21 protein-coding genes and 1 tRNA gene are annotated in these 17,307 nt (G+C 72.1%); 10 read left to right on the plus strand and 12 right to left on the minus strand.

Annotation, left to right across the window (positions count from 1 at the left end; all coding sequences use genetic code 11):
* Positions 1–34: 34 nt before the first annotated feature.
* From BM419_RS03350 to egtB, 3 genes are read right to left on the minus strand one after another with little or no spacing between them, the layout of a single operon-like run.
* Positions 35–1,099: an adenylate/guanylate cyclase domain-containing protein gene (locus BM419_RS03350; protein ID WP_056525392.1), complete on the minus strand. Its 1,065-nt coding sequence runs from the start codon at positions 1,097–1,099 to the stop codon at positions 35–37.
* Between the two features lie 27 nt (positions 1,100–1,126).
* The gene (egtD, locus tag BM419_RS03355) at positions 1,127–2,101 is read right to left on the minus strand and encodes an L-histidine N(alpha)-methyltransferase (RefSeq protein ID WP_056525389.1); all 975 of its coding nucleotides are present in this window, start codon (positions 2,099–2,101) and stop codon (positions 1,127–1,129) included.
* Positions 2,102–2,119: 18 nt separating this feature from the next.
* Entirely contained in the window at positions 2,120–3,388 is a 1,269-nt protein-coding gene (egtB, locus tag BM419_RS03360; protein WP_056525387.1) for an ergothioneine biosynthesis protein EgtB, read from the minus strand.
* 294 nt (positions 3,389–3,682) lie between these two features.
* Between egtB and murI the strand changes: the two genes are divergently transcribed.
* Complete coding sequence (gene murI, locus BM419_RS03365; protein WP_042674021.1) at positions 3,683–4,558, plus strand: glutamate racemase; 876 nt, start codon at positions 3,683–3,685, stop codon at positions 4,556–4,558.
* 131 nt (positions 4,559–4,689) lie between these two features.
* Here murI and BM419_RS03370 read toward each other — a convergent pair whose 3' ends face one another.
* Both BM419_RS03370 and BM419_RS03375 read right to left on the minus strand, forming a co-directional pair.
* On the minus strand, positions 4,690–4,887 hold the full coding sequence (locus tag BM419_RS03370; RefSeq protein ID WP_056525384.1) for a hypothetical protein: 198 nt from the start codon (positions 4,885–4,887) through the stop codon (positions 4,690–4,692).
* Positions 4,888–5,312: 425 nt separating this feature from the next.
* Positions 5,313–5,525, minus strand: coding sequence for a hypothetical protein (locus BM419_RS03375; RefSeq protein WP_020095827.1), 213 nt, complete (start codon positions 5,523–5,525; stop codon positions 5,313–5,315).
* A gap of 243 nt (positions 5,526–5,768) precedes the next feature.
* Between BM419_RS03375 and BM419_RS03380 the strand changes: the two genes are divergently transcribed.
* From BM419_RS03380 to BM419_RS03395, 4 genes are all read left to right on the plus strand, one after another.
* Positions 5,769–5,981 (plus strand): hypothetical protein, encoded by a 213-nt coding sequence (locus tag BM419_RS03380; RefSeq protein WP_056525381.1) that lies wholly within the window; start codon positions 5,769–5,771, stop codon positions 5,979–5,981.
* Between the two features lie 106 nt (positions 5,982–6,087).
* Positions 6,088–6,345, plus strand: coding sequence for a hypothetical protein (locus BM419_RS03385; RefSeq protein WP_042673854.1), 258 nt, complete (start codon positions 6,088–6,090; stop codon positions 6,343–6,345).
* A gap of 136 nt (positions 6,346–6,481) precedes the next feature.
* A complete protein-coding gene (locus BM419_RS03390; protein ID WP_042673855.1) occupies positions 6,482–7,123 on the plus strand; it encodes a DUF47 domain-containing protein in 642 nt (213 codons plus the stop codon).
* 15 nt (positions 7,124–7,138) lie between these two features.
* Positions 7,139–8,125: an inorganic phosphate transporter gene (locus BM419_RS03395; protein ID WP_091924959.1), complete on the plus strand. Its 987-nt coding sequence runs from the start codon at positions 7,139–7,141 to the stop codon at positions 8,123–8,125.
* A gap of 30 nt (positions 8,126–8,155) precedes the next feature.
* Here the strand turns inward: BM419_RS03395 and BM419_RS03400 are convergent, their stop codons facing one another.
* From BM419_RS03400 to BM419_RS03415, 4 genes are all read right to left on the minus strand, one after another.
* A complete protein-coding gene (locus BM419_RS03400; RefSeq protein ID WP_056525375.1) occupies positions 8,156–8,509 on the minus strand; it encodes a GCG_CRPN prefix-to-repeats domain-containing protein in 354 nt (117 codons plus the stop codon).
* Between the two features lie 84 nt (positions 8,510–8,593).
* Positions 8,594–8,857, minus strand: a complete 264-nt coding sequence (locus BM419_RS03405; RefSeq protein WP_042673859.1) for a GCG_CRPN prefix-to-repeats domain-containing protein — start codon at positions 8,855–8,857, stop codon at positions 8,594–8,596.
* 181 nt (positions 8,858–9,038) lie between these two features.
* Entirely contained in the window at positions 9,039–10,412 is a 1,374-nt protein-coding gene (locus tag BM419_RS03410; RefSeq protein ID WP_056525369.1) for a sensor histidine kinase, read from the minus strand.
* Positions 10,412–11,146 (minus strand): response regulator, encoded by a 735-nt coding sequence (locus BM419_RS03415; RefSeq protein WP_056525365.1) that lies wholly within the window; start codon positions 11,144–11,146, stop codon positions 10,412–10,414. The genes BM419_RS03410 and BM419_RS03415 overlap by 1 nt, the downstream gene beginning before the upstream one ends.
* 151 nt (positions 11,147–11,297) lie before the next feature.
* Here BM419_RS03415 and BM419_RS03420 point away from each other — a divergent pair, with 151 nt between their 5' ends.
* Entirely contained in the window at positions 11,298–12,377 is a 1,080-nt protein-coding gene (locus BM419_RS03420) for a tartrate dehydrogenase (RefSeq protein WP_091924962.1), read from the plus strand.
* 25 nt (positions 12,378–12,402) lie between these two features.
* Here BM419_RS03420 and BM419_RS03425 read toward each other — a convergent pair whose 3' ends face one another.
* Positions 12,403–13,458: a zinc ribbon domain-containing protein gene (locus BM419_RS03425; protein ID WP_056525360.1), complete on the minus strand. Its 1,056-nt coding sequence runs from the start codon at positions 13,456–13,458 to the stop codon at positions 12,403–12,405.
* 211 nt (positions 13,459–13,669) lie between these two features.
* On the opposite strand from BM419_RS03425, the gene BM419_RS03430 reads away from it, so the two are divergent.
* The 4 genes from BM419_RS03430 (at position 13,670) to BM419_RS33175 (ending at position 15,068) form a co-directional block, all read left to right on the plus strand.
* Positions 13,670–14,131 (plus strand): cupredoxin domain-containing protein, encoded by a 462-nt coding sequence (locus BM419_RS03430; protein WP_020095838.1) that lies wholly within the window; start codon positions 13,670–13,672, stop codon positions 14,129–14,131.
* A gap of 22 nt (positions 14,132–14,153) precedes the next feature.
* Positions 14,154–14,555 carry a thiol-disulfide oxidoreductase DCC family protein gene (locus tag BM419_RS03435; protein ID WP_056525358.1) on the plus strand — a complete coding sequence of 134 codons (402 nt, stop codon included), beginning with the start codon at positions 14,154–14,156 and terminating at the stop codon, positions 14,553–14,555.
* 4 nt (positions 14,556–14,559) lie between these two features.
* On the plus strand, positions 14,560–14,775 hold the full coding sequence (locus tag BM419_RS03440; RefSeq protein ID WP_012317770.1) for a hypothetical protein: 216 nt from the start codon (positions 14,560–14,562) through the stop codon (positions 14,773–14,775).
* 158 nt (positions 14,776–14,933) lie between these two features.
* Positions 14,934–15,068: a hypothetical protein gene (locus BM419_RS33175; RefSeq protein ID WP_280141570.1), complete on the plus strand. Its 135-nt coding sequence runs from the start codon at positions 14,934–14,936 to the stop codon at positions 15,066–15,068.
* Between the two features lie 491 nt (positions 15,069–15,559).
* Here the strand turns inward: BM419_RS33175 and BM419_RS03445 are convergent.
* A tRNA-Leu gene (locus BM419_RS03445) sits at positions 15,560–15,644 on the minus strand.
* Positions 15,645–15,711: 67 nt separating this feature from the next.
* On the minus strand, positions 15,712–17,124 hold the full coding sequence (gene leuC, locus BM419_RS03450; protein ID WP_042673866.1) for a 3-isopropylmalate dehydratase large subunit: 1,413 nt from the start codon (positions 17,122–17,124) through the stop codon (positions 15,712–15,714).
* Between the last annotated feature and the right edge of the window lie 183 nt (positions 17,125–17,307).

Below are 17,307 nucleotides of genomic sequence, written 5' to 3' on the forward strand. Positions count from 1 at the left end.
CTATCCGTGTTGGCCATCCGTCTTGGCGGCCCGCTCAGGCGGTCGCGGCGCGGCTCGGCAGCGGCCGCGCGGGTGCCGCGACGGCGGCCCGGCGCCGGATCGCCGCCACTGCCAGGGGCTCGGCGCGGCCGCGCAGGGCGTGCGCCCCGAGATCCTCCGCCACGAGGTCGTCCGGCAGCGGGCCGAGCCGGGCGAGGAGGTCGGCCGAGACGAGGACGTCGACCCCCAAGGTCTTCGACAGGGCCTCCAGCCGGGCCGTCGTGTTCACGACGTCGCCGAAATACGCGATCTTGTGCCGCTCCAGCCCGATCTCCGCGGTCACGACCGGACCGCAATGCAGCGCGGCGCGGAACTGCGGCACCTGCCCGAAGCGATCCCGCCAGCTCTCCGCCTCGGCGGCGAGGCGCTCCTGGAACGCGAAGACGCAGCGCAGGCAGGCGGCGTCGCGCAGGCCTCGCTCCATCGTCCAGGTCACCAGCGCGAGGTCGCCGACGTAGTCGTCGATGGAGCCGCGGGCGCGGGCCACCGGCAGCGCCAGGGCGTTGAACACCTGCCCGAGATAGGCCTGCGCCGCCCGGTCGCCGTGGCGGTCGGCGAAGCGCGTCGATCCGGTCACGTCGAGGAAGAGGAAGATCCGCTCCTCGCTGATCGGCCGGTGGTAGCGCCCGATCAGCAGGTTGGCGAAGACGCCGGGGCCGATCAGGTCGCGGACCCGGAACACGAACACCACCAGGGCCGAGATGCCGAGCGCGTAGAGCAGGCCGGACTGCGACATCAGCATCGCGTTCCGCTCGCTGTACATGAAGCGGAACAGCTGGTTCAGCACCGTGCTGGCGACCGCGTTCCCGACCACGATCAGCGCGATGTAGAGCGCCACGGTGGCGAGCAGGAACAGCGGCGTCGCGAGGCCGCGGATGCGGTCGCGCAGGCGCGGCGCCAGCAGCTGCCGCTCGTAGAGCAGGATCGGCGTGCCGATGATCGCGCCGCGGATCGCCGTCCCGGTCAGCGGGGCGATCCCGAAGATCACCCCGTAGAGGAGCCCCGCCAGGGCTCCCAGGGCGGGCGCCACCAGCAGGAACCAGCGCGGGCCGAAGCGCATGGGTTCGCGTGCCCCGCCCGGCCCCGCTCAGTCCAGCCGGAGCGCGTGGACCGAGAACAGCTGGTCCGGGTCGGTCCAGACCGTCAGCCACGTCCAGCCCGCCCGCTCGGTCAGCGCGCGGAACGTGGCCGGCGTGTACTTGTAGCTGCTCTCGGTGTGGATCGTCTCGCCCGCCGCGAACGCGAAGGTGTCGGCGCCGACCCGCACCGCCTGGGCGTCGCGGGCGACGAGATGCATCTCGATCCGCGAGGCGTCGGTGTTGAACACCGCCCGGTGGCTGAACGCGCCGGGCTCGAAGCGGCCGGCGAGTTCCCGGTTGATCCGGGTCAGGAGGTTGAGGTTGAAGGCCGCCGTCACGCCCTGCGCGTCGTCGTAGGCGGTCTCCAGCACCGCCGGGTCCTTCACGAGGTCGACGCCGACGATCATGTGGGCGCCCGGCCCCAGGATCCGCCCGAACCGGCGCAGCAGCGCCTCGGCCTCGTGCGGGTCGAAGTTGCCGATGGTCGAGCCCGGGAAGAACCCGGCGCGCGGCAGGCCGTTCAGGCTGTCCGGCAGGTCGAAGTCGCGGGTGAAGTCGGCCACGACCGGCTCGACCCGCAGGTCCGGGAAGTCGCCCCGCAGGACCTCCGCCTGCCCGCGCAGGAACTCGCCGGAGACGTCCACCGGCACGTAGGCCGCGAGGGTGTCGAGGTGGCGCAGGAGACGGCGCAGCTTCACGGTCGAGCCGCTGCCGAACTCCACCAGCGCCGCGTGGGCCGGCAGCAGCGCGGCGATCTCGGGCCCGCAGGCGTCGATGATGCCGATCTCGGTCCGGGTCGGGTAGTATTCCGGGAGCCGCGTGATCGCCTCGAACAGCGCGGACCCGGCCTCGTCGTAGAAGTATTTCGGCGACAGGGCCTTCTGGGGCTTGGACAGGCCCGCGCGGACGTCGTCGAGGAAGCTCAGCGGCGGCGCGTCCAGCGTGACCGGCGTCGCGTCGGCGAAGGTGGGCTTGATGGTCAAGGGCGGCTCCGGGGCGCGTCAGGCGGCGTCGGCGAGGCGCAGGCCGGTGAACTGCCAGCGCTGGTGCGGATAGAAGAAGTTGCGGTACGGCAGCCGGGCATGGCCCTCTGGGGTCGCCACCGACGAGCCCCGCAGCACGAACTGGTTGGCCATGAACTTGCCGTTGTACTCGCCGAGCGCCCCCGGGAGCGGCCGGTACCCCGGGTAGGGGACGTAGGCGCTGCGGGTCCATTGCCAGACGAGGCCGAAGGCGTCCGGCAGACTGCCGTCGCGGGCCGCGACCTCCCACTCGAACTCGGTCGGCAGGAAGCGGCCGGCCCAGCGGGCGTAGGCGTCGGCCTCGTAGTAGCTGACGTGGGTGACAGGGGCGTCGAGATCCACCGGGCGCTCGCCGCCCAGCGTCATGGTCGCCCACCCCTCCCCGTCCCGGCGCCAGTAGCCGGGGGCCTCCCAGCCCTCCGCCGGCCCGGCATACCAGCCGTCGGAGAGCCACAGCTCCGGCTTGGCGTAGCCGCCATCCTCCATGAAGGCGAGCCACTGGCGGTTCGTCACCAGCGCCCGGTCGAGGCGGCCGGCCGGGATCAGCGTCTCGTGCCGGGGCGACTCGTTGTCGAACGAGAACCCCTCGCCCGCATGCCCGATCCACGCGATCGCGCGGTCGAGGGTGACCTGGCCGGCCTGCGCCGCCGCCTTCGGGAAGCGCCAGTCCGGGTCGTAGGCCGGGTTCAGCGGGTTCTGCGCGAAGGCGTGCAGGATGTCGGTGAGGAGGAGCTCCTGGTGCTGCTGCTCGTGGTAGAGGCCGATCTCCAGGATCGGCAGCACCGCCTCGAGCGCGCGCTCGGAGGCCTGGCCCAGCAGGGCCTCGACCGCCCGGTCGATATGGGCGCGGTAGGCCGCGACCTCCGCCATGGTCGGGCGGGTGATCATGCCGCGCTGGATGCGCGGCTGACGGGGACCGGCCGCCACGTAGTACGAGTTGAACAGGTAGTGCAGCCGCGCGTCGTAGATCGCGTAGCCCGGCAGGTGCTCCCGCAGCAGGAACTGCTCGAAGAACCACGTGACGTGCGCCCGGTGCCACTTGGTCGGGCTGGCATCGGCCATCGACTGGACCTGCTGGTCTTCCGGCGAGAGCGGCGCGGCGCGGCGCTCGGTCTCGCTCCGGACCTGCCGGTAGGCGGCGATCCAGGCGGCCCGGTCGATCGGCCGGGCCGTGACGTGCGGCGGCGGGAAGGCCGGTGCCGCGGGGTCGCGTCTCTCGTCCGGGCGCAGTGCGGCTGTCGCTGCCATGACGATGATCCCTTTTTTCGGGCCTGACCGAGAACCGTCTTCTCGACCCCGGCCGGCGCGCAGAAGATATGTTCCGGCCGTGTTCCGACAACCTCTGCAAGAGCGGACGCGGCGGCTTCGCGTGCGCCTGGTCGACGCGCGGTCGCCGCTCGGCCCACCGGGCCTCTTCGCCGCGTCGGCGCGCCGGTTAACGGAACGGGTTGGGGATCACGGGTCTTTCTCTCGCCGCAGTGACACCGCCTTAACCCTCGCTGCCGAGATTTTGGGACGCTCTTCGAGGAGTCCGGGGTTCTCATGCGGATCGATCTGATGGCCGGGGCCAGCCTGTCCGCCGCCGCTCTGCGCTGCGCCGCAGAGCCGACCATCCTGGTGTTCGATTCCGGCCTCGGCGGCCTGACCGTCCTCGACGCGGTGCGGCGCGCCCGCCCGGATGCCCGCTACGTCTATGTCGGCGACGACGCCGCCTTCCCGTACGGCCGGCTCTCGGAGGCGACCCTCGTCGCCCGCGTCCTCGCCGTGATGGAGCGGCTGGTCGCGACCCACCGGCCCGACCTCGTGGTCATCGCCTGCAACACAGCCTCGACGCTGGTGCTCCCGGCGCTGCGCCAGCGCTTCACGACGCCCTTCGTGGGGGTGGTCCCACCGATCAAGCCCGCCGCCGAGGCGACGCGCTCGCGGCTCGTGACCCTGCTGGCGACGCCCGGCACGGTGGCGCGCTCCTACACCCACGACCTGATCGCGACCTACGCGGGCTCCTGCGCGGTGACGCTGGTCGGCTCGCAGAACCTCGCCGGCTTCGCGGAGACCGAGCTCGCGGGCGCGCCGGTGGACGACGCCACCCTCGCCGCCGAGATCGCCCCCTGCTTCGTCACCGAGGCGGACGGGCGGCGCACCGACGTGGTCTGCCTCGCCTGTACCCACTATCCGCTGCTGCTGCCGCGCCTCCAGGCGGTCGCGCCCTGGCCGGTGACCTGGATCGACCCGGCGCCCGCCATCGCCCGGCGCGTCGTGCAGCTGATCGGCCCCCTCCCCCGCGAGGCGGACCGGCACGGCTCGGCGCTCGGCGCCTTCACGGCCGGCACCTGCCTGACCGACGCCCTGCGCGCGGCCCTCGCCGCCCGGGGCATCGGCGACGTCGCCGTGGAGGCGGTGCCGCTGCCGATGCAGTGACGCGGCGCCTCGCGCGCCGCCGAGGCTTCGTCGGGTGATGCCCGGTCCGGGCTGACCGGTCGTCCGCTGTGCCGTTTCAGCGGACCGCGTCGCTCAGGCGCCGCGTCGGTCGCCCTCCGGGGCCGCGCGCCTCACCGCGGGGTGTGGCTGGCCGCTTTATGGACCGTCGCGAGCGGTGCCGACGACGCGTCGGCCTCGGCGGGAACGACCAGATGGACGAACAGCATGCCGGCCGCGACGATGAGCGCCAGGGCGAGGATGCGCCACAGTTCCAGGATCGGCTCCTGCGCCGGGGCATCCTGAATCGCTCGGTTCGTCTCGCTCGGCATCGCTTCCGCTTTCCCGCCTGTGACCCTCCGGATCGGACACCCGGAGGATGAACGCTTGGTAAAATCCGCCCCGATCGGCCCGGCCCGCCGAGGCGGGCTCGGCGGGGAGCGGGGGTCCGGCGTCGGGATCGTCGCCGCCACCGCGAGGCAGAGGGAGCGGGCGCTGGCGATCGCCTCGCCGACCGGGGCCGTGTCGCAGCGGAATGGGGCCGCAGCGGGACGGGCCCGGTCCCGCGGCGTGCGGTGCCGCACCCGCTGACGTTGCGGCCGGGGCGCGGTCCCGGTCACGAGGCCGAGCGCGGAGGCCGCACCCCGTCGTCTCGGATCCACCCGCACGTCCCGGAAGCGAGAGGGACGGGCTCGGGTGAGAGGTCGATGGCCGGTGCGGATCCGGGCCGGTCCCGGTGCCCGCAGGTCCGGTCGACCTACGCGGCGGCCGGCAGGGCGGCGACCTCGCAGCTGTCGGCGCGCAGGCGCCAGTCGACCACCCGGGCCCCCGCGCAGAGCAGCGCCTTGGCCTGCCAGACGGCCGACACCTCCGACGGCGCCCGGACCAGGATCGCGCGCTGCCGCACCCGGTGCTCGTGGCCGGTATCGTCCGCGACGGTCTTGTAGAAGGTGACGCGATAGAGGCGCATGGTCCGGGCTCCGGTTGGGCGCGGGGATCGTGGGAGACCGGGGCGGCGCGCGCATTGATCCCGCGCAAGGACGGGACGCCCGCCACGAGCGCGGGTGTCTCGGGTTGGGCGCAATCAGTTGTCGACAGTTGAATACCGGGCGATACAGGGCGTTGATTACATTCGCGGCAATGGTCTAGCTTCATCAGCAATCGTCCGCAGTCCGGAACGGTCCGCGGCGGGGCTCCAGACCGGGAGTGCCTGATGTTCGAGAGCGTGTTCTGGGGTGCGGTACTCGTCGCGCTGATCGGTTCGGCCGCGCTGGTGGCGATCGGCGCCAGCGTCCAGCCGCGGTTGGGTCGCAAGATGGAGATGGACGCGCGCCTCTCCGATCCGCGCCGCACCTTCGGGCGCAAGCGGCGCTGGGCGCGTCCGCCGCGGACGATGCGGCGACCCGGCCTGCTCCCCATGCGGTGACTAGCGCTGCACCAAAGACGTACATCTCCCGCCGCCGGCTCGCGTGATAGCTATCTGTTCACTGCGGAAATGCAGTGTTCACGCCGGGCTGGAGGGATCGGTACTGATGAGCGTGCGTCAGATTTGTGATCAGGTTCGGATCGCCGAGCAGGCCTTCACCGCCGCGCTCGGCAACATGAAGGCCGCAGGCCTCCGCGAGTCGCTGACCCGCGAGCTCCAGGAGATGGAGAGCGCCGAGATCGACGCCGGGCAGGACGCGGCCGCGGCGCGGTCGGCCTCCTGGAAGCGGGTCAAGATGCTGCACGGGCTCGGCTACCCGGTGGATTTCGGCTGGCTCCACGCCGCCGCCAGCCCGGTCCGCTGAGCGGCGCCGGCCGGCGCCACCCCGCCGGCAGATTGTTTGCCGGCTCCCGGATCGGGTCGGCGCTCTCGCCCGTTGTGCCTGCTGCCGGGTGCCGTCGCACCCGGCCGCCGCGCCGACCTCTCGATCCGGACACGCCATGCTGGCTTGGTTTCGCGCCCTGATGCCGCGGGAGGACCGGTTCTTCGATCTCTTCGAGCGTCACGCGCGGACGCTCGAGGACGGCGCGGCCGCCCTGCGAGGACTTCTCGACGGGACTCAGGCCGTCCCGGCGGCCTACGCGGCGATCGCGGCCCACGAGGACGCGGCCGACGGGATCACCCGCGAGGCGCTGCTGGCGGTCCGCCGGACCTTCATCACGCCGTTCGACCGCGGCGACATCCAGGCCCTGGTCGGCTCCCTCGACGACGCCATCGACCAGATGCTCAAGACCGCCAAGGCGGTCCAGCTCTTCGAGGTGACCACCTTCGAGCCGGCGATGCGCGAGATGGGCGCGGTCATCCAGGAGGCCGCGCAGGTCACCGCCGAGGCGCTGCCGAAGCTGCGGGCCCTCGGCGAGAACGCCGCCGCGCTGAACAGCCTGACCGAGCGCGTCATCGAGCTGGAGGGGCGGGCCGACGACCTGCACAATGACGGGCTGAAGGCCCTGTTCAAGGCCTCGGGGCGGGACCCCATGGCCTTCCTCGTCGGGTCCGAGCTGTACGGCCACTTGGAGAAGGTCATGGACCGGTTCGAGGACGTGGCGAACCAGATCAGCAGCATCGTCGTCGAACATGTCTGAGCCGCAGGTCGCCGCGTGACGCTCCTCGTCGTCCTCATCGTCCTCGCCCTGGTCTTCGACTTCCTGAACGGGCTGCACGACGCCGCGAACTCCATCGCCACGATCGTGTCGACGCGGGTGCTGGCGCCCCGCTACGCCGTGTTCTGGGCGGCGTTCTTCAACTTCGTGGCCTTCCTGGTCTTCGGCCTGCACGTCGCCGGCACGGTCGGCTCGGGCATCATCGACGTCGCGACGGTGGACGACCGGGTCATCATGGGCGCGCTCGGCGGCGCCATCACGTGGAACCTGGTCACGTGGTACGCCGGCATCCCGTCCTCCAGCTCCCACGCCCTGATCGGGGGCCTGCTCGGCGCCGGCATCGCCAAGGCGGGGGTCGGCGTGATCGTCTGGCCCGGCGTCATCGCCACCAGCGCCGCCATCGTCCTCTCGCCGGCCCTGGGCTTCGCCCTCGGGCTGCTGCTGATGCTGGCGGTCTCGTGGATCTTCGTCCACTCGACGCCGCACGCCGTGGACCGCGTGTTCCGGGGCCTGCAGTTCGTCTCGGCCTCGCTCTACTCCCTCGGCCACGGCGGCAACGACGCCCAGAAGACCATGGGCATCATCGCGGCCCTGCTCTACGCCCACGGCGAGAGCGGGGCTTTCCACGTGCCCCTCTGGGTGGTGCTGTCCTGCCAGACCGCCATGGCCCTCGGCACCCTGATGGGCGGCTGGCGCATCGTCCACACGATGGGGTCGAAGATCACGCGGCTGTCGCCCATGCAGGGATTCTGCGCAGAGACCGGCGGCGCCGCGACGCTGTTCGCCGCGACGGCCTTCGGCGTCCCGGTCTCGACCACCCACACGATCACGGGCGCCATCGTCGGCGTCGGCGCCGCGCGCCGGGTCTCGGCGGTCCGCTGGAACGTCGCGCAGGGCATCGTGATCGCCTGGGTGATCACGATGCCGGCCGCGGCCCTTGTCGCGGCCCTGACCTACGCGGCCTCCGGCCTGGTCCTGCCGTAGCGGACGAGCGCGGCCGGATCCGCCCCGGGCTCACCAGCGATGGTGCCAGCCGCCGTGGTGCCAGCCACCGTGCCAGCCCCGATGCCAGCCGCCGCGCCATCCCCCATGCCATCCCCCATGCCAGCCGGCATGGCGGAAGCCGCCCCAGCGATAGCCGCCGCCCCACGCGAAGCGTCGGTGCCAGCGGTAGCCGTAGTGCCACCGGTAGCCGACGCGCGGATAGACCGGGACGTAGACGAACGGCCTGTAGCCCAGATTCGGCCGGCACCAGCCGTAGACGTTGCGGTGGAAGCCGGGCCCGCAGCCGTCGCGCGCCTCGGCGCTCGAGCCGGCCAACAGGACCCCCGCGGCGAGCGCCACGGGCATGACGAGAGTGCGGATCATGACTCAACTCCGGGAGTGTCTCCACGGGAGTCCGGCCGCGGGGCCGGACGCGGAACGGGGGACGCGATCGAGCGTCCCGGCGTCTCAGTTCGGCCAGCAGCGGCGGCCGTAGGGGCCGATGTGGAAGCCCGCCGGGCACGAGCGGCCGCGGATGTAGCCGCCCCACTGGCCTCCGGTGCGGCAGCCGCCGTACGGGCCGCGATGGCCGTAGGGGCCGCAGCCGCCGTAGACCTGGATGATCCGGGCGCCGTCGGCGCCGTCGGAGACGGCGTCCTGCACCAGCGGCAGCGCCGAGGCGGGCACCGCGAGGCTCACGAGGAGGGCGGCGGGAGCGAGAACCTTCAACATCGGTGATCTCCGTCTGCTCGATCGGTCAGCGCGGCCCGGGGCCGGCTGCCGCCGCCGGGACGGAGGATCCGCCGCGGCGTGTGAGCGAAGGTTCGTCCGCGCGCGCTGCCCGGATGTGACCGGGGAGCGCCGTCCTGTAACGATGTGTAACGGCCGGTTGCGGGCCCGTTGCGGCCCGCCGTCAGGACAGGCTTGGCAGGGTCACGACGAGCCGCGCGCCGCCGTCCGCGCCGGCCTCCGCCACCACCGTGCCGCCGTGGGCCTCGGCGATCTGCCGGCTGATGGCGAGGCCCAGGCCGGTCCCGCCGGTCTGCCGGCTGCGCGAGCGCTCGACCCGGTAGTACGGGCTGAACACCGCCGTCCGCTCCGCCTCGGGAATGCCCGGACCGTCATCCTCGACGACGATGCGGCAGACCGTCCCGGCCCGGCTCACCGCCACCGCCACCGAGGAGCGTCCGAACTTGACGGCGTTCCCGATCAGGTTGGCCACGACCCGGCGCAGGGCGACCGCGTCGCCGGCCACCGTGGCGTCCCGCACCTCCTCGCCGGTCAGGCTGATCGTGGCGCCCTGGGCGGCGTGCTCGGCTACCTCGACGGCGACGAGATCGGCGAGATCCACCGGCGCCCGGGTCGCCTCGACGGCGGTGCCGCGGGCGAACCCCAGGGACGCCTCGATCAGCTCGGTCATGGCGTCGAGATCCGCCACGAGCTTGTCCCGGAGCATCGGCTCCGCCACCACTTCGGCGCGGAGGCGCAGCCGCGTCAGGTAGGTCTTGAGGTCGTGCGAGATGGCGCCGATCAGCAGCGAGCGCTCGGCCATGAGGCCGGCGATCCGCTCCTGCATGCCCTGCACTGCCTGGGCGAGACGCCGGATCTCGGGCGCCCCCCGGGGCGCGCTCACCCGCTCCGGGGCGCGGCCGTCGAACCGGGAGACCGCGTCGGTGAGGCGGCGCAGCGGCGCGAGTTCGTGGCGCGTGCCGACCAGGACGAGACCGGCCGCCGCGGCGCCGAGCACCGCGACCCAGAGGCTCAGCGGCTGGCCGAACAGCCACGGCATGAGCGAGCGATGATGCTCGGCCGCGCTGATCACGGCGTACCGGCCGTCGGGCAGCCGGTAGGTCGCCAGCGCGAGGCGTCCGATCGGCCCGGCGCGCTCGGCCTGCGCGATGTTGGCCGGATCGACGCCGCGGCGCAGCAGGGCGGCGTCGGTGTAGGCCTGGACGCGGTCGGCCGGCTCGGCCGTCATCCGCCGGATCCGGGTTTCCAGGCGGGGCTCGCGGATCAGGTCGACGGTGTCGGGCGGCGCGTCGACGATCTCGGCCCGCAGCACCTCGCCGCTGACCGCCTTCAGGATGGCCGGCCTCTGGGCGGGATCCGCGTCGCGCAGCAGCGTCATGATGCCGGCGGCCTGGTCGACCCGCGGGAAGCGCGAGCCCGCGGGCAGCCGCTCCTCCCGGCGCTGCCAGTGATCCAGGGCCACGGTGGCGAGGACGAGCAGGGAGAGGGCGCCGAGCAGGAGCAGCATGATGCGCCCGAGAAGCCCGACGCGGCCCATCACGGCGTTCCGGAGCGGACCGGGGCGGCCAGGATGTAGCCGGCATTGCGCACGGTCCTGAGCAGGGACGCGGCCTGACTGCCCGAGGCGTCGAGCTTGTGCCGCAGGCGGCTGACCTGGACGTCGATGGTGCGGTCGAAGGCGTCGGCGGTCCGGCCCCGGGTCCAGTCGAGGAGCTGGTCGCGCGAGAGCACCCGCTGTGGCCGGGTGACGAAGCAGTGGAGCAGGTCGTACTCGGCGCTGGTCAGCGGGATCTCGGCGGCGGGATCGCCGGTGATCACGGTGCGGGCCGCGAGATCGACGACGAGGTCGGCGACACTGAGACGCTCGGGGGCGGCCGCGGCGGGCTGGCCGCCGGCGCCGTGGGCCCGTCGCAGGACCGCGCGGATCCGGGCCAGCAGGACCCGCGGGTTGAACGGCTTCGAGACGTAGTCGTCGGCGCCCATCTCCAGGCCGAGGACCCGGTCGATGTCCTCGTCCTTGGCGGTCAGCATGACGACGGGCGGCCCACCGGCGTCGCGGAGGCGGCGGCAGATGGAGAGGCCGTCCTCGCCGGGCAGCATCCAGTCGAGGACGACGAGGTCGGGCGCGGGGCCCGCCGCGATCAGGCGGTCGAGGGCCGAGCCGCCGTCGAGGGCGACGGCGCGGAACCCCTCGCCCTCCAGGTAGCCGGCGAGCAGGGCGCGGATGTCGGGATCGTCCTCGACGATGGCGATGGTGGTGCCCTCGTGCATGGGGCGAGCATAGGGGCGGCCGGCGGCACGGCAACGCGAAACTGCACAGTGTCACAAAACGTTACACGTCCCGATCCGGACACCGAGCCCGCGCCCACCGTCACGCGCTCGCTTTCTCGTCTCGCCCCCGAAGACACACGAGAAGACACCCATGACGAAGACCTACACCATCGCGGCCATCCCCGCGGACGGCATCGGCGTCGAGGTCATCGCCGCCGGCATCGAGGTGCTCGACGCGCTGGCCGAGAAGACCGGCTCCTTCGCCTTCCAGTTCGACCATTTCGATTGGGGATCGGACTACTACAAGAGGCACGGCGCGATGATGCCGGCCGACGGCCGCGACCAGATCCGGAACCACGACGCGATCTTCTTCGGCGCGGTTGGGGCGCCGGACGTGCCCGACCACATCACCCTCTGGGGCCTGCGGCTCGCGATCTGCCAGCCCTTCGACCAGTACGCCAACGTCCGCCCGACCCGGATCCTGCCGGGCATCAACAGCCCGCTGCGCAACGTCTCGGGTCCGGAGCTCGACTGGGTGATCGTGCGGGAGAACTCGGAGGGCGAGTATGCCGGCGTCGGCGGACGGGTCCACCAGGGCCATCCCAACGAGGTCGCCACCGACGTCTCGATGATGACCCGCTCGGGGGTCGACCGGATCATCCGCTACGCGTTCGAGCTCGCCCGCTCCCGTCCGCGCAAGCTGCTCACCGTGGTCACCAAGTCCAACGCCCAGCGCCACGCCATGGTGATGTGGGACGAGATCGCCGCCGCGGTCGCGAAGGACTTCCCGGACGTGACCTGGGACAAGATGCTGGTCGACGCCATGACGATGCGCATGGTGACGAAGCCCGAGACCCTCGACACGATCGTGGCGACGAACCTGCACGCGGACATCCTTTCGGACCTCGCGGCGGCGCTCGCCGGGTCGCTCGGCATCGCGCCGACCGCCAACATCAACCCGGAGCGGACCTACCCGTCGATGTTCGAGCCGATCCACGGCTCGGCCTTCGACATCGCCGGCAAGGGTATCGCCAACCCGGTCGCGACCTTCTGGACGGCGTGCCAGATGCTGGAGCACCTCGGCGAGAAGCCGGCGGCCGACCGGCTGATGCGCGCGGTCGAGCGGGTCACCGCGGATCCGAACCTGCACACGCCGGACCTCGGCGGCACAGCGACGACCCGTCAGGTCACCGACGCGGTCATCGCGGCGATCCGGGGCGACAACGCCTGAGGCGTGCCCGGGTGCCTGGGCGGCCTCAGGGCGCCTCGCTCGCGAGATCCGGGCTCCGGGTGCCGCAGGCCCGGCAGAAGCGCTCGAAGGTGCTCTTGCGCTGCGCGCAGGACGGGCAGTGCGCGAAGATGCCGAGCCCGCAATGGGGGCAGAAATTCGTGCTCGCGTCGTCGAGGGCGATCGGCCGCTCGCAGCCCGGGCACGCCTTCTTGGCGAGGCGCGCCAGGGCCTGGTCGGTGGCGATCTCGGTCCGCCGCTCGGCGTCCGGGCGCGCCTCCACTACGGCCTGCCGGGCGCGGTAGGCGTGCAGCGCGTTGATCGCCGCCCGGCCCGCGACCAGGGTGACGATCACGCCGACGCCGTACTGCACGTAGCCGCCGTAGCTCGGCATGTAGGGCACGAGCTCGACGAAGAACGCGAAGGCCGCCGCGAAGGCGAAGCCCCACACGAAGGGCCAGTTGCGGGTGCGGCGGCGCTTGAGCAGGAGCCATCCGGCGAGGGCCAGCAGCGGCAGGGTCAGGGCGAGGCGATAGCCGAAGACGCGCAGCTCCTGGCCGCGCTCGGCCGCGTCGAGGCGCGTCTGCGCGGCGGCCCGCAGATCGGTGTCCACGCGCAGCTGCGCCGCCTCGCGCTCCGACAGGTCGAGCCCCGTCCGCGCCAGGGCAGCGAGCCGCTCCTCGATGGTGCGCTCGGCGGCCTTCAGCGCGTCGAGCTGCTGCGTGCGCGCGATGAGCCCGGGATCCTGGTCGACCCGCTGCGTGGCGTCGCGGGTCTTCAGCCAGTTGGCGAAGGTCTCGCGCGCGCCCTCGGAGGCGGCCTGCGCAGCCTCGAGGGCGAGCTGGTCCTGCTCGACCGTCCGGCGGTTGTCGTCCTGCTCCCGGCGGATCTGCTTGAGGGCCTCGGCCGACGCCGTGCCCTGGTCGGTGTCGAGGAACTGGTCGAGAGTGTAGCGGTGCTCAACCTGCGGCAGATCGCCGACGACCAGCGAGCCGAGCCCGATCAGGAACCACGCGAAGACCAGCGCGACGAGCCAGAGCGCCAGCGTGAACCAGCGCTCGGAGAGCCTTGAACCGGACCGCACGCGAATCGACCTCACTCAAAACCGAAGCGGGTCCTTATACCGCGTGACGCCCCCGGGATATGCCGGCTGATCCGGCGGCGGGACCCGCGGGCGCGATCGCTGGCATCCGCCCGGGTGCGGCGTTGTGCCCGGGAACGTCGCTGACCGCGCCGCCTTTCCCGGCGGTGTGCTCGGCGGAGCGCGCTGCCCCTCCAATCGGGACTGAACCCACATGCTGACACTCGCGCGCGGATCGGCGACGCTCCTGGCTCTCTCTGCTGTCCTGGCCGCAGGGCCGGCCCTGGCTCAGGGCAAGCCCCTGCCGCCGCCCGCCACAGACGCGATGCCGCCCGTGGAGCTGACGATTAGCCTGAAGGACGGCAAGCCGGTCTGCGACCCGGCCGAGCTCAAGCTTCCAGCCGACACCAACGTCGCGCTGAAGATCGTGAGCAGCGCCGACGCGCCGGTGACGATCACCGCGCCCGGGCAGTTTGAGAACGGCCTCGTGCTGCACGCCGACGGAGACCTCGTGCATGTCGCCAGCGAGAAGGGCTACACGGTCAAGCAGAACGGCAAGGGCACGCTGCGCCTGCGGACGATGAAGGCCGGGCAGGAGGAGTACGCCTGCACCAGCACGCGCAACGCCGACGCGCCCTTCAAGGGCAAGCTCGTCCTGAGCCCGCCCGCGAACTGAGCCCCTGAGTACCGGCGCGGCCATGGCCGAGGATCGCTCCGACGGGCGGCTCAGCGTCTACTACGACGGCGGCTGCCCACTGTGCCGGGCCGAGATCGACCAGTATCGCCGGTGCGCCGGCGCGGACCGGCTCGCCTTCGTCGATGTCGGCTCCGGGGCGCCCGAGCCGGCGCTCGGCGCGGATCTCGACCGAGCCCGGGCCCTGCGCCGCTTCCATGTCCGGACCGCGGACGGGCAGCTGATCTCCGGCGCCGCCGCGTTCGCGCGCCTCTGGCGGACTCTGCCCGGCTGGCGCTGGCTCGGTCGCCTGGTCGACCTGCGCGTCCTCGGTGTCCGGCCGATTCTGCCGGTCGCCGAGCTGGCCTACCGGCTGTCGCTGCCGGTGCGGCCGCGCCTGGCCCGGCTGATGGCCCGCCGCCGGTGAGCCGATGGCGACCCGCTGCGTCCACTATGTCGGCTTCCGGGACGACCGGTACTGGAACGCCTACCGGATCTTCGGCGGCCCGCGCGTGATCCACCGGCGCTGGGATTTCTACGCGACCCGCGACGTCGGACCGGACGACGTGGTGGTGTTCGCCGAGGGTGACGAGACGCAGCCCGTCGCGGACCGGAACGCCACGGACCTCGACGAGCGCTGGCTGTAGCGGTCACGCGGGGCGTGCCCGGGTCGGGAAACGCGCTCCCATGGACGCCGCCGCGCCTTCGTGCCGGAGGAAACCCCAGCACCTTAAGAGGTATTGCGCCCTCACAAGAATTCGCGAGAGTAGCGGTGAGCTTCCACTCGCAATCGAGGAGGTCCGCGGTGGTCGAGATCCGTATGTCGGAGGACAACGACGGCCGCTGGACGGTCTACGCGCCGGGGCTGGTGGTCACCGATCTGACGCACGAGGAAGCCCAGGCATTCGCGGCGAGCTACCGGCGCGTCACCGCAGCGTGATCGGGAAAAGCCCGCGCGGCCGTGCCGGCGGGTTTGCCTGGATCCCGGAGGAACGTCACGCCGCTGCGAGTAGGGCGCGATCGAAGCGCGGGGCACGAAAAAACCGCCGCGGCCGGAGCCGGGCGGTTCGAGGTGATCTCGCTGGGGGAATGTCGAGACCTCGTCTACGCGCGGGATGGCAGCGCGGTTCCGGTCTCCAGGTCGAACGGTGCCCCCTGAGGCCCGGACAACCACTCCTACAGCCGTGCCTCCCCGCCGCCCCGTCATCTGCGACGCGATCGCATGGCTCGCCACGGCCGCGTCGTTCGGCCAAGGAAACGGTGGCGCAGCACCGGGGCCGGTCGGTCGAACGGGGCGACTGATACGCGGACAGTGGGTCGGGCTTTGAAAGCCCGAGAGGCGCTGCGGGCGCCCGCATCCTCGGTCCGCGGATCCCGGACCCTAGAAACAACAAAGCCCGCCAATGCGTTGGCGGGCTGCTGTCAGGCATTTGGTGCCCAGGAAAGGACTCGAACCTTCACCTCTCGCGAGACTGGTACCTGAAACCAGCGCGTCTACCAATTCCGCCACCTGGGCTCGCCGTCGGCCATCGGCCGGCGACGGCTCCGTTTAGGCAACGGAGCCGCCGGCGTCAATCGCGATTTCAGCCCTGCGGCCACTCCCGGATGTCGACGAAGTGCCCGGTGACCGCCGCGGCCGCCGCCATGGCCGGGGACACGAGGTGCGTGCGTCCGCGGGGACCCTGGCGGCCCTCGAAGTTGCGGTTCGACGTCGAGGCGCAGCGCTCGCCCGGACGCAGCTTGTCCGGGTTCATGCCGAGACACATCGAGCAGCCCGGCTCGCGCCAGTCGAAGCCCGCCGCCTTCAGGATCTTGTCGAGACCCTCGGCCTCGGCCTGGGCCTTCACGAGGCCAGAGCCCGGCACGATCATCGCCGAGACGCCCTCGTGCACCTTCCGGTCGCCGACGACCCGCGCGACCTCGCGCAGATCCTCGATGCGGCCGTTGGTGCAGGAGCCGATGAAGATCCGGTCCAGGGTGATGTCGGTGATCCGGGTGCCCGGCGTCAGGCCCATGTAGGCGAGCGCCTTCTCCTTCGACTGCCGCTTGTTCTCGTCGGCGATCTCGGACGGGTCCGGCACGCGGCCCTGGATCGAGATCACGTCCTCGGGGCTCGTGCCCCAGCTGACGATCGGCGGCAGGTTGGCCGCGTCGAGACGCACCTCGCGGTCGAAATGCGCGCCCGCGTCGGTGACGAGGCTCTCCCAGTAGCGGCGGGCCGCGTCGAAGGCGGCGCCCTTCGGCGCCTTCGGGCGGTCCTTCACGTAGGCGAAGGTCGTCGCGTCGGGGGCGACCATGCCGGCGCGGGCGCCACCCTCGATCGACATGTTGCAGATCGTCATCCGGCCCTCCATCGAGAGCGCGCGGATCGCCTCGCCGGCATACTCGATGACGTGGCCGGTGCCGCCGGCGGTCCCGATCTCGCCGATGATCGCCAGGATGATGTCCTTCGCGGTCACGCCGGGCGGCAGCGTGCCATCGACGGAGACGCGCATGTTCCTGGCCTTGCGCTGCACCAGGGTCTGGGTGGCGAGCACGTGCTCGACCTCCGAGGTGCCGATGCCGTGGGCCAGCGCCCCGAAGGCGCCGTGCGTCGAGGTGTGCGAATCGCCGCACACGATCGTCTGGCCGGGCAACGTGAAGCCCTGCTCGGGGCCGATGATGTGGACGATGCCCTGGCGTCGGTCGAGGGCGTCGTAGAACTCGATGCCGAAGTCGCGCACGTTCTCGGCGAGCGCTTCGAGCTGCGTGCGGCTCTCGGGATCCTCGATGCCCTGCGAGCGGTCCGAGGTCTGGACGTTGTGGTCCACGACGGCCAGCGTCTTCTCCGGATGGCGCACCTTGCGGCCGGCCACGCGAAGACCCTCGAAGGCCTGCGGGCTCGTCACTTCGTGGACGAGGTGCCGGTCGATGTAGAGGAGGCTGGAGCCGTCCGGTTGGACATCGACGACGTGGTCGTCCCAGATCTTGTCGTAGAGGGTGCGCGGGCTGGTCATCGGTCTTCGTCTTCGGCGATTGGGGTCGGTGCAGAACTCTCGCGATGATGCGTGGTCCTTAGTAGGCATCGCGCGCGGTTTTCGAAAGAGGCGAGCCCTGTGCCGGCCGAACGGCCGCCCGGCTGATCCGCGCGGTTGTCACCGCCGGCCACTCCTGCGCGCTGGCGCCCCACCCCGCACAGG

The sequence above is a fragment of the Methylobacterium sp. yr668 genome (assembly GCF_900116245.1).
Classification (GTDB): Bacteria; Pseudomonadota; Alphaproteobacteria; order Rhizobiales; family Beijerinckiaceae; genus Methylobacterium.